Origin of the sequence: Actinacidiphila polyblastidii, from assembly GCF_036353415.1 — a bacterium.
Lineage (GTDB): Bacteria > Actinomycetota > Actinomycetes > Streptomycetales > Streptomycetaceae > Actinacidiphila > Actinacidiphila polyblastidii.
The window spans coordinates 22330-33602 of sequence record NZ_JAZEWV010000055.1; the positions used below are offsets into that span (position 1 = coordinate 22330).

The window sequence follows — 11273 nt, forward strand, 5'->3', positions numbered from 1 at the left end:
GTGGGGTGGGCCGGTTCAGGACTTCGCGGGGGCCACCGGGCCCGCCGCGTCGCCCGACTGGGCGACACCGAGCACCTGTGCGATGGCGTTGTTGTGCGTGTCGGCGATGTACATCAGGTGCGTGGAGGGGTCGACCGCGACCGCGTACGGGGTGTTGAGCTTCGAGGCCGCGGGCGCCGCGCCGCTGCTCTCCCCGCCCGGCGCGGCCGAGGAGTTCACCACCGTGGTGATGGTCCCGGCCGGGGTGACCTGGCGGATCGCGTTGTTGAAGGTGTCGGCGACGAAGAGGTTGCCGGCGCCGTCCACGGCCACTCCCTGGGGGTCGTCGAGCCGCGCCGAGGTCGCCGCGCCGCCGTCGCCGGAGAACCCGCCGAGGCCGTCGTCGGCCTGGTCGGCCGCGTGGTCGCCGGCCACCGTGGTGATGACCCCGGTCCGCGCGTCCACCCGGCGGATCACGTTGTTGGCCGAGTCCGCGATGTACAGGTTGCCCTTCGCGTCCAGGGCCAGGCCGTTCGGCTGGTCCAGCTGGGCGCCCGAGGCGGCCCTCCCGTCGCCGGCGTACCCGGCCCTGCCGGTGCCGATCACCCGGATGACGACCCGCTTCGCGGACACCTCGAGCACCCGGTTGTTGTGGGTGTCGGAGATGAACACGTCCTTCGCCGCGTCGACGGCCACCGCCGCGGGGCGGTCGAGCTGGGCCGACCGGGCGTCGGGGGAGAGCCGGTGGCCGGCGGTCCCGGTGCCGGCGAACCGCTGGATCACACCGTCCGGGGTGACCTCGCGGATCACGTTGTCGCCGCTGTCGGCGATGAACAGGTCGCCGGCCGCGTCGACGGCGGTGCCGGCGGGCTGGTACATCGTCGCCTTGTCGGCCTTGCCGCGGTCACCGCTCTCACCGGACGCCTCCAGCGAGCCGGCGAGGACCGAGGTGTCGCCGCTGCGCAGCCGCGCCACCACGTTGTCCCCGGTGTTCGACACGTACACCGAGCCGTCGTCGACGCTCTGCAGCTCGGTCCGCACGGTGGCGGCGAGGACCGACGGGTGCGCCGAGGCGGCGCCGACGGACACGCCACCGGGACGGTCCAGGGAGCCCGGGGTGACGTTGGGGACGACGGCGCCGGTGCCCGGGTCCACATGGGTGCCCGCGGTGTCGCCCACCGACGTGTAGGCCATCGTCTGCAGGACCGGGCCGGCCGGCAGCGCGCTCGTGCCGATGGTCAGACTCAGGTTGTCGGCCGTGCCGTCGCTGTTGGCGCCGCTGCTGACGCCGACCGTGGCGACCCTGACCTGGATCCTCTCGGTGCCGGCCGGCACCGTGCCGTACCAGGCCTGGTGGACGAGGCTGGAGACGTTGCCGCGCTGGGCGGCGGTGACCGGGCCGATGACCGCCGAGCCGACGGAGTCGCCCTTCGCGTCCTGGAACGTCGCGGTGACGGTCGCGTAGTCGCCCTGCGTCGCGTACCCGCCGAGGTCGCCGGAGAGTCGGAACGGCCGGCCGCCGGCGTCGAGCGAGGCGGCGTCGACGGACTGGACGCCGGTGGTGATGACGCCCGGGATCGAGACCGTGGCGGGGTTGGTGCCGCCGTAGAAGACGCGGCTGCCGGTCACCCCCGGGTAGGTCGACGCCCGTGACTCCTGGGTGCCGTCCGGCGGGTTCAGCGGGGAGGCGCTCGTCCAGCAGTCGGCGATCGTCTGGTCGTCGCCCAGCGGCGCGCCGAGCGCGGTCGCCGCGGTGTAGTGCTCCGCGCCGGGGTTCGCGATCAGGTTGGCGTCCAGGGCGGGGGTGACCTGGTCGGCGGCCGGGCACGGCGCGGTGTAGCTCTGGCCGGTGGCCTTCTGGCCGATCGTCAGGTTCAGGCCGTCCGCCGCGCCGTCGCTGCTGGCATCGTTGTCAACGGCCGCCGTGATGATCGTGACGAGGATCTTCTCGGTGCCGGCCGGGACGGTGCCGTACGTGCCGTCGGGCAGCAGCTCGGAGGCGTTGCCGCGCTGCGCGGCGGTGGCCGGGCCGATGCCGGCGGTGCCGACGCTCGCTCCCGCGGCGTTCTCGAAGGTGGCGACGACCTGCGCGTAGTCGCCCTGCGCAGCGTCACCGCCCACCGCACCGGTCAGCTTGAAGGGGCGGCCGTCGGCGTCGAGGCTGCTGACGTCGATGAGCTGGCTGCCGGTGGTGACGACGCCGGCCACCGGGGTGGCGGCGGGGTTGGTGCCGCCGTGGAAGGCCCGGCTGCCGGTCACGCCGGGGTCGGCCGACGCCTGTGACTCCTGCGTCGCCCCGGGCGCGTTCAGCGGGGAGGCGCTCGTCCAGCAGTCGGCGATCTCTTGGCCGTCACCCGCGGGCGCGCCCAGCGCGGTCGCCGACGTGTGGTCCTCGGCGCCGGGGTTCGCGATGAGGTTGGCGTCCAGGGCGGGGGTGACCTGGTCGGCGGCCGGACAGGGGGCCGTGAGGTGGCTGCCCGCGTCGCCGGAGGCGATCGTCAGGTCGAGGTCGTCGGCGCGGCCGTCGATGCCGTAGCCGGCGCTGACGCCGGTCGAGGCCACCGTGACGAGGATCTTCTCGGTGCCGGCCGGGACGGTGCCGACCGCCGCCTCCGGGACGAGGCTGGTCGCGTTGCCGCGCTGGGCGGCGTTCACCGGGCCGATGGCCGCCGTGCCGAGGGTGGCGCCCTGGCCGTCCTCGAACGCCGCGGTGACGGTCGCGTAGTCGCCCTGCGTCGTGTAACCGCCGATCGCGCCGGTCAGCGTGTACGACTTGCCGCCCGCGTCCAGCGAGCCGACGTCGATCATCTGGGTGGCGGTGGTGGTGATGTTCACGACCGAGATCTGCGGTGAATCGTAGTCGTAGCCGCCGTAGAAGGTGCGGCTTCCCGTCTGGCCGGGGACCGACGACGCGAGCGACTCCAGGACGGCGCCCGGCGCGTCCATCGGCGAGGACGCCTGCCAGCAGTCCGGGACGTACTGCGTGTCCCCGCTCGGCGCCCCGAGGTCGGTGACCGCGGTGGAGTGCTCGGCGCCCGGGTTCGCGATCAGGTTGGCGTTCAGCGCCGGGCTGACCGCGTCCGCCGCCGGGCAGGCGGCGTCGTACTTCTGGCCGGTGCTCGCCGCGGCGGCCGATCCGCCCACGACATCGGCCCCCACGAGGCCGATCACTGTCGCCGCCGCGGCGGCGCACGCCGTCACGGCAGCCCAGCGGGCCTTCTTCTGAAATCTCATGATCCGCATTGATGTACATGGCAACGGATGCCGTGCGGACCGCTTCTGTCCGGGCGGCGACGCGTGCATGAACAGGTGTCATATGCGGGCGCGCAGAGGTGCGTTCTGCCCGGTTGTGACCCGGTTGCGGCCCGGCCGCCACGGACGCGCCCCGCGTCCCGGTGACCGGCAGGCGGGGCGGGCCGCGGCGCGTGGGCGTCCGGCGCGGGGCGGGCCGGGGCGGTCAGTCGCGGACGGGCTGCGGGGCGACGCCCACCGTCTCCTCCCGGGCGACGCGGCGGGCGGTGTCCGCGGCCCGGCGGGCGGCGGCGGGCGAGGGCGCCGCGCCGCAGAACACCGGGTCGAGGGCGGTGCGTTCGGCGGCGAAGACCGAGGAGTTGTTGGAGGCGTCGGCGGAGACGGTCAGCTGCCGGGAGCCGTCCTTCGTGGTGTAGGAGTAGGTCTGGTAGCCCTGGACGATCCCGTCGTGGCCGAACACCTGGACGCCGCAGGACAGGACGTACTCCCGCAGGCCGAGACCGTAGAAGGACGTGCCGCTGGCGTCGGCCGGTATCACCGTCTCCATCTGGGCCAGCTGGGCCGGCGGCAGCAGGGCGCCGCCGGTCAGGGCGCGCCAGTAGGCGTTGAGGTCCGCGGTGCTGGAGATCGCGGCGCCGGCGGTCCAGATCCACGAGGCGGTCTGCTCGGTCGCGTCGAAGAGCGGCAGCGAGCGGTCGTCCTGGGTGAGGTAGCCCACCGCGTGCGGGCCGCCGATGCCGGTGCGGGGCACGACGAAGCGGGTGTGGGTCATGCCCAGCGGCTGCAGGATCCGGTCGTTCAGCACCTGGGCGAAGGGCTTGCCCGTCACCTGCTCGACGATCATGCCGAGCACCACGAAGTTGGTGTTGGAGTACGCGTACTGGCTGCCCGCGGGGAACTGCGCGCCGTGCGTGAGGGAACCGGCCACCAGGTCGGCCGGGGCGTAGGTGTTGTACCGCCACTGCTGGTAGCCGGTGACGGTGTCGCCGACCAGGATGCCCGGCAGGTCGTTGCTGTAGTCGTACAACCCGCTGGTGTGGTCCAGCAGTTGGCGCACCGTGATCGGCGAGCCGGCCGGCAGCGTCCCGGCGGGCAGGTAGGCGGCGGCGGGGGAGTCGAGGCCGACCTGGTGGCGGGCGACGAGCTGGAGGGTGAGCACGGCGGTGAAGTTCTTGGTGATGCTGCCGACCCGGAACTGCCCGCGCGGGTCCACCGGAGCCTGCGTCGACAGGTCGCCGGTGCCGACGGCGGCCTCGCCGCCGTGGCCGGCGCGGTCGCTCACGAGCGCGAAGGCCCCCGGCGAGCCGGCGGCGACGACGCCGTTCAGCGCCTGGCGCAGGCCGGCGAGGTCGGGCGCGGGCGCGGCGGTCGCCGGCGCGGCCGCCGCGGAGCCCGCGGTGAGCAGGGCGGACGCGACGGCCGTGAGAGCGGCCGCGCCGGCGATCAGGGCGCGGCGCTTGGGGGCGGGAGGACGAGGGGACAAGAGGGGACTCCAGTTCTCGGACGACTCGGCGCAGCGGACCGCGGACAGGACGGCGCTCCGCTCACCGTGCATACGTCACGGCGCGGCGCCCGGGTTGCACGGGACGGAAGGGGAGGCGGGGGAGTCGGGGAGCGGGGTGTGCCGGATGTGGTCCGCCAGACACCCGGTGCCCGGCCGTTACGGCTCGTCGGCCCGGTGGCTCCTGACGATCCGGGAGACCAGGTGGCGCAGGTCGGTGACCACCCAGTCGCCGTCCGCGGTGCACATGGCCTCCAGGCTGACCGGCCGCCCGACCAGCTCGCGCGCCTGCCGGGCGAGCGCGCGCAGTCGCAGCCGGGCGCGCCAGGACAGACGTCGTTGCTCGTCGGCGGCCATCAGCCGGATGTGGCCGCGGTGATCGGCCTGCGCGAGCACCCGGCGGCTGCCGGCGGGCACCTTCAGCACCAGGATCGCCCAGGAGCCGTCCGCGCGACTGGGATTCTCCAGCAGGTCGTAGGCCAGGATGTCGTGGACGTCGTCGAGGAGCCCCTCCCAGGTGGACGCGTCGCACCGGGAGGGTCCGACGCTCAGTCCGCTGCGCGGCCCGCGGTCCGAGAGCATGACGTGCACGGGTCCACCGGTGCGGCGCCACGCGTGCTTGAGGGCGTCCAGCCGGTCGTCGTTCTCGACCCCGGCCATGGTGATGACCACGCCCTCGGCGACGGGCAGGCCGAGGCGGTTCGCCACGGCCAGCAGCCGGGCGCCGTCGCCGACGAGTCCCGCGTCCAGGGCGAGCGTGCTGTGCAGACCCACAGCGAGCGGGATGCCACTGGCATCGGTGAGCACATCACCGGGTCCACCTGCGGCGGCCGGCATGAGGCACCTCCTTCGGGTGCGGCCGTCGGCAACCGCGACGACCGCCGGAGAGGACGGGTCGGTGTCGGGCGGTGTCAGTCGGTGGAGACGGCGGCGGCCGGCGTCCCGCCCGCCGCGGGCTCGGCGAAGGCGCCCAGCGCGTGCGCGCCGTGCGGGTGGCCGCTGCGCTGCGCACGGCGGGCCCCCAGCACCGTCATGAGCAGTCCGAGCACGATCCAGACCGCCAGGACGGTGATGTCGCGGCCGATGCCGTGCCCGTCGAAGAAGGCGGTTCCGCGAAGGGCCCCGGCGCCCGCTCCCGGTGGCAGCAGCCGCCCGATCCAGCCGATGGCGGTGGGCAGCAGCTCCGGGGCGGTGGTGGCGCCGGAGGTCGCGTTGCCGATGAGGACCATCAGCATCGCGCCGGCCAGCAGCCCCGCGGTACGGCCGAGGGCGGCGAGCCCCGAGACGAGCGAGGAGACGGCGAGCGTGATGAGGGCGACGACACCGGCGTCGGCGGCCCAGTTGCCGCCCAGGTAGGCCAGCCAGCTCTGGGCGAGCGCGGTGGCGGCCAGGCCGGTGAGGACGGCCGCGCCCAGCAGGACGCCGACGCGCCGTCCGAGGGTGGGGGCGAGCGAGGGGGCGAGGTGCGCGCAGGCGATGCCGGCGACCAGCAGGGGCAGCAGCGAGGAGGTGAAGGCGATCCCGCGCGGATCGGTGGCAGGCAGCGGGACCACGTCGACGACCCTGACCTGTGCGGGGTGCCCGGCGGCCGGCCCCGCGGCCGCCTGCTGGAGCAGGTTCGCCACGGCCGGGGAGGCCGCGGATGCCGTGAGCAGGGTGGTGCCGGCCGGGCTCATGACGACGGCCCCGTAGACGTCCCGGTCCGCAATGGCGTGCCGGGCGGACCGCTCGCCGTCGTAGCGGTGGAACGCGAAGCTCGTGCTGCCGTGGGCGACCGCAAGGCGGCCCTCCAGGCTCACGACGGCGGCCTGCGGTCCTGACACACCCACCGGCAGGCCGCGCGGGGCCGCGCGCGCCACCGGCCAGGCGAACAGCCACAGCGCGGCGGCCGCTGTCAGCGGGACCAGCAGCAGGGGGACGAGGTAGCGGCGGGACGCCATGCCGGCTCTCCACAAGAAATAGAAGAATCGTTCTTTTTCTTTTCTCACCCTGCCCGGCCGACCCGACGCTTGTGAAGAAGGATCATTCGTTTTACTTTGAGGGCATGCCCCGCGTATCCCAGAGCCACCTCGACGCCCGCCGCCGCCAGATCCTCGACGGCGCGCTGCGCTGCTTCACCCGGCGCGGCTTCCACACCAGCTCCATGCAGGACGTCCTGACCGAGATCGGCCTGTCCGCGGGCGCGGTGTACCGGTACTTCAGCGGCAAGGAGGAGATCATCCAGGCCATCGCCGAGGAGATGCTCAGGGACTTCGCCGCGCGGATGACCGCGTACGTGGAGCAGGACGACGTCCCCGCCTTCGAGGAGTTCGTCCGGCAGCTGCCCGCGGTGTCGGCGCACGTGACCGGCAACCCCGAGACGGCGGGCATGCTGCTCCAGGTCTGGTCCGAGGCGCCGCGCTCCCCGGGGCTGTCCGCCGCGGCGAAGAGCGGCTTCGAGGAGATCGTGGCGGTGCTCACCAAGGTGGTGGTGGTCTACCAGGACCGCGGCGAACTGTCCCGCGACGTCGCCGCCGAGGACTGCGCGCGGGTGATCATCAGCGTCATGCAGGGCTACGTCCTGCAGCGGGCGATCTTCCGCACCGGCGAAATGGAGTCGTTCCAGGCGGCGTTCGCGGCGCTCGTCCGCACCGCGCCGCCGCTCTCCTGAACGGCGCCGGCGTTCGCGGGAAAGGGCTCGACGGCCTCGCGCGATCCTGGCACCGGTGCGGCCTTCAACGGCGCCGCCGCGGTCACCTACCTGATCGGCCACGAATACCCCAAGGCGCAGGCGGACATGAAGGGCCTGCCGCGCCGGTACGTCCCGGTGCTCGGCGTGCTGCTGGCGGCCGGCGCCGTCGGACTGCTCGCCGGGATCGCCGTGCCGCTGCTGGGCACGCTGGCCGCGTGCGGCCTCGTGCTCTACTTCGTCGGCGCGATCACCGCCCACCTGCGGGTGGGCTCGCGCGACATCGCCGGCGGCCTGGTGTTCCTCGCCACCGCGGTCGCCGCCCTGGTCCTCGGCCTGGCCTGGCACGGCCCCTGGTGAACCTGCCGCAGCGCCGGCGGCCCCCGAGGGCCGCCCGATCCGGCCGGCGCGGGAGCCGCGGAGCCGCGGGAGTCGCGAGGTCGTGCGGCGGGGTGCGGGGTGCGGACCGACCCGCCCACGCCGGCCGTGACATCCTGGCCGTCGCGCGCCCATATCGGTGCGAAACGGTCGTAGGCTGGGGGGAACGCCGTACCGGTCCGCTAGTGCGCGATGGAGGCGGCGCATGACCGATATCCACGGCTTCATGAAGTACCCCCGCCGCCCGGTCCCGCCCCGCCCCGTCGAGGAGCGGCTGGAGGACTGGGACGAGGTCTACGCCGGACAGGCGCTGCTCCCGCTCGTCTCCGAGCAGGCCGCGCGCTGCATGGACTGCGGCATCCCCTTCTGCCACAACGGCTGCCCGCTGGGCAACCTCATCCCGGAGTGGAACGTGTACGCGGCGCGCGGCGCCTGGCGCGCGGCGGCCGAGCGGCTGCACGCGACGAACAACTTCCCCGAGTTCACCGGGCGGCTGTGCCCGGCGCCCTGCGAGGACGCCTGCGTGCTGGCCATCAACGCCGACCCGGTGACGATCAAGAACGTCGAGCAGGCCATCGCCGACCAGGTCTGGGAGCGCGGGTACGCCGAGCCGCAGCCCCCGGAGCGGCTCAGCGAGAAGAGCGTCGCCGTCGTCGGCTCAGGCCCAGCGGGCCTCGCGGCCGCCCAGCAGCTCACCCGCAGCGGCCACACCGTCGCCGTCTACGAGCGCGCCGACCGCGTCGGCGGGCTGCTGCGCTACGGCATCCCCGCGTTCAAGATGGCCAAGTGGCAGCTGGAGCGCAGGATCGAGCAGATGCGGTCGGAGGGCACCGCCTTCCGCACGGGCGTGGACGTCGGCGGCGATCTCGACGCCGCCGAGCTCACCCGGCGGCACGACGCGGTGGTCCTCGCGGTGGGAGCCACACAGCAGCGCGAGCTGCCGGTCCCCGGCGCCGGCCTGCCCGGCATCCACCAGGCGATGGAGTACCTGACCCTCGCCAACCGGGTCGTCGAAGGCGACTACGCCGAGTCCCCGATCACCGCCCGGGGCAAGCACGTGGTGATCGTCGGCGGCGGGGACACCGCCTCGGACTGCCTGGGCACCGTCCTGCGCCAGGGCGCGGCCTCCGCGGTGCAGCTCGACATCAACCCCGAGCCGGACCCGGCGCGCAGCCAGGACGAGCCCTGGCCGACGTACCCCAGGGTCTACCGGATCTCGCACGCCCACGAGGAGGCCAGAGGCCGGGCCGGCGCGGACCCGAGGGTCTTCTCCGCCGCCACGCTGCGCTTCGAGGGGAGCGAGAGCGGCGGCGAGGGCGGCCCGGTGCGCGCCTTGCGCCTGACCCAGGTGGAGCCCGGCGCGCGGCACCCCCGGCCCGGTACCGAGCGGGTGATTCCGGCCGAACTGGTGCTGCTCGCCCTGGGGTTCTCCGGCCCCGAGCCGGCCACCGGCCTGGTGCGGCAGCTCGGTCTGACGCTGGACGGCCGCCGGAACTTCGCCCGCGAGGCGGACTTCGCCGCCCGTACGGACGCGCGCCCCGCCATCGGCCGCCCCGCCGGGATCTTCGTGGCGGGCGACGCGGGCCGCGGCCAGTCCCTCGTGGTCTGGGCCATCGCCGAGGGCCGCTCCGCCGCCGCGGCCGCCGATCGCTACCTGACCGGCGCGACCGCCCTGCCCGCGCCCGTCACCCCGCGGGACGGGCCCTTCACCGTCTGAGCGCCGTCCTGGCCTGCGCTGACCTGACGTGGGCGCTGGCCTCCCCGGACCGGACCTGCTCAGACCGCGGCGGCCAGACAGGGGAAGGACGCGGACGCCGCGGAATCGACGGCCTCCCTGCCCAGAGCGAACACGTACACGTCGGAGATGTTCAGCCGGGCATCGGCCCGCGCGGCGGGCGAATCGCGATGATGGGAGTGAGGCTGCTCCAGACGCTCTGCGTCGGCGATTGCGCGGGGGCCGCACCGGGCTCGCGCACGCGGGTCCGATCCTGCGCCGGCCCGCGGCGCGGCTCCCTCCCGGCGGGCGGCGGTCCCCGCTCACCACGCCAGGCCCGCCGACGGCCGGTCGCACGCCGGAGCGATTCCGTGCCTGCCACGCGAAAGCGCGCGCCCACGGGCCCCGACCGCGTGTCCCCGGCCGCGCGCGGGGGCCGCCAGAGGATAGACCTGGAGGGGTGCAGACCTTTCTCCCGTATCCGGACTTCGCGGCCAGCGCCGCCGTCCTCGACCCGCGGCGGCTCGGCAAGCAGCGGGTCGAGGCGTTGCAGGTGCTGCGCGGCCTGACCGTGCCCGGCCACGGCTGGCGGCACCATCCGGCGGTCCGGATGTGGCGCGGCTACGAGGAGGCGCTCGTCCGCTACGGCCTGGCGATCTGCCGCGAGTGGACCTCGGCCGGCCGCTCGGACACCTGCGCGGCCACCATGGGCGCGGACTTCGCCGCCTACCGGCCCGGAGCGACCGTACGCGGCCACGAGGAGCTGGCGCGCGCCGGCGAACTGCCCAACTGGCTGGGCGACGACGCCTTCCACCGCAGCCACCGCTCCGCGCTGGTCACCAAGGCGCCGGAACACTACCGCCCGCTCTTCCCTGACGCGGAGCCCGGCCTGCCCTACGTCTGGCCCGAATCCGACCGGTGAACAGGGCGCCGCCGGGCAAGAGGGCGCCGCCGCGGCGCACGGCCCACTAGCGGTCCAGCGTGGCGTAGACGATGAGGTTGTTCACCGGGTGGCCGTCGGCGTCGAAGGACCCGTCGCAGGTGATCAGCCGCAGCGCGCGGTCGCTCGTCGCGCCGTAGACCTGCTGGGTGGGGAAGGACTTCTTGCTCACGCTCCGGGTCCCGGTGACGGTGAAGTGCTCGGCCCGGCCCCGGTCGTCGGTGACGGTGATGTCCGCGCCCTTGGCGATCTTCCTGAGGTCGTGGAAGACGGCCCGGCCGTAGCGCGTGTCGTTGTGGCCGATGATGACCGCCGGTCCGACCGCGCCAGGCGCGGGGCCGCCGCTGTACCAGCCGGCCGTCATCCCCTGGTCGGCGGGCGGGACCTCGACGGTTCCGTCCGCGTTGAGCCCCAGCCTCATCAGCGGGCTGGAGATCCCGACCGACGCGATGGTGATCTTCGCGGGCGGCGCGACCGTGCCGCCGGCCGACCCGCCGGTCCCCGTGCCCCCGGGCGAGGGGGCGCCGGCGTGGACGGCTGCGGGAGGAGCGGTGGGGGCCGTCGAGGACGCGGACGTGGAGCCGGCGGAGCCTGCCCGGTCGCCGGTGCCCGGCGCGCAGCCCGCGACCGCGACGAGGACGAGCACCGCCGGTCCGAGGCGGCGCAGACCGCGGGCGCGGCCGGGGCGGCGGGGCCGGCCCGGCGGGGGAGCGAGGAGGGGTACGGGGGGTACGGGGTCGTGCACGCAGGACACAGCCGGCTCCAGGACGGGACGAGGTGGGGAGGTGCGGTGGGGGGGGGCCGCGCGGGGGGGGGCGCCCCCCGGGGGGGGGGGGGGGGG

8 protein-coding genes and 1 pseudogene are annotated in these 11273 nt (G+C 74.8%); 4 read left to right on the top strand and 5 right to left on the bottom strand.

The genetic code is table 11. The features are described 5' to 3' along the window. Positions 1-15 precede the first annotated feature (15 nt). From V2S66_RS33405 to V2S66_RS33420, 4 genes are all read right to left on the bottom strand, one after another. The gene (locus V2S66_RS33405; RefSeq protein WP_330800712.1) at positions 16-3213 is read right to left on the bottom strand and encodes an NHL domain-containing protein; all 3198 of its coding nucleotides are present in this window, start codon (positions 3211-3213) and stop codon (positions 16-18) included. Positions 3214-3436: 223 nt separating this feature from the next. Continuing rightward, entirely contained in the window at positions 3437-4714 is a 1278-nt protein-coding gene (locus V2S66_RS33410) for a serine hydrolase domain-containing protein (RefSeq protein WP_330800713.1), read from the bottom strand. Between the two features lie 177 nt (positions 4715-4891). Then, positions 4892-5569 carry a hypothetical protein gene (locus V2S66_RS33415; protein ID WP_330800715.1) on the bottom strand — a complete coding sequence of 226 codons (678 nt, stop codon included), beginning with the start codon at positions 5567-5569 and terminating at the stop codon, positions 4892-4894. A gap of 74 nt (positions 5570-5643) precedes the next feature. Continuing rightward, positions 5644-6672 (bottom strand): ABC transporter permease, encoded by a 1029-nt coding sequence (locus tag V2S66_RS33420; protein WP_330800716.1) that lies wholly within the window; start codon positions 6670-6672, stop codon positions 5644-5646. A gap of 104 nt (positions 6673-6776) precedes the next feature. Here V2S66_RS33420 and V2S66_RS33425 point away from each other — a divergent pair, with 104 nt between their 5' ends. The 4 genes and pseudogenes from V2S66_RS33425 (at position 6777) to V2S66_RS33440 (ending at position 10414) form a co-directional block, all read left to right on the top strand. Next, on the top strand, positions 6777-7382 hold the full coding sequence (locus V2S66_RS33425; protein ID WP_330800718.1) for a TetR/AcrR family transcriptional regulator: 606 nt from the start codon (positions 6777-6779) through the stop codon (positions 7380-7382). Positions 7383-7436: 54 nt separating this feature from the next. Continuing rightward, positions 7437-7760 (top strand): annotated as a pseudogene (locus V2S66_RS33430) (DoxX family protein); the annotation flags it as partial. 223 nt (positions 7761-7983) lie between these two features. Beyond that, positions 7984-9495 carry a glutamate synthase subunit beta gene (locus V2S66_RS33435; protein ID WP_330800720.1) on the top strand — a complete coding sequence of 504 codons (1512 nt, stop codon included), beginning with the start codon at positions 7984-7986 and terminating at the stop codon, positions 9493-9495. Between the two features lie 457 nt (positions 9496-9952). Next, positions 9953-10414: an MSMEG_6728 family protein gene (locus V2S66_RS33440; protein WP_330800722.1), complete on the top strand. Its 462-nt coding sequence runs from the start codon at positions 9953-9955 to the stop codon at positions 10412-10414. Positions 10415-10460: 46 nt separating this feature from the next. On the opposite strand, the gene V2S66_RS33445 is transcribed toward V2S66_RS33440, so the two are convergent. After that, positions 10461-11177, bottom strand: coding sequence for a class F sortase (locus V2S66_RS33445; protein ID WP_413966543.1), 717 nt, complete (start codon positions 11175-11177; stop codon positions 10461-10463). Positions 11178-11273: the final 96 nt, after the last annotated feature.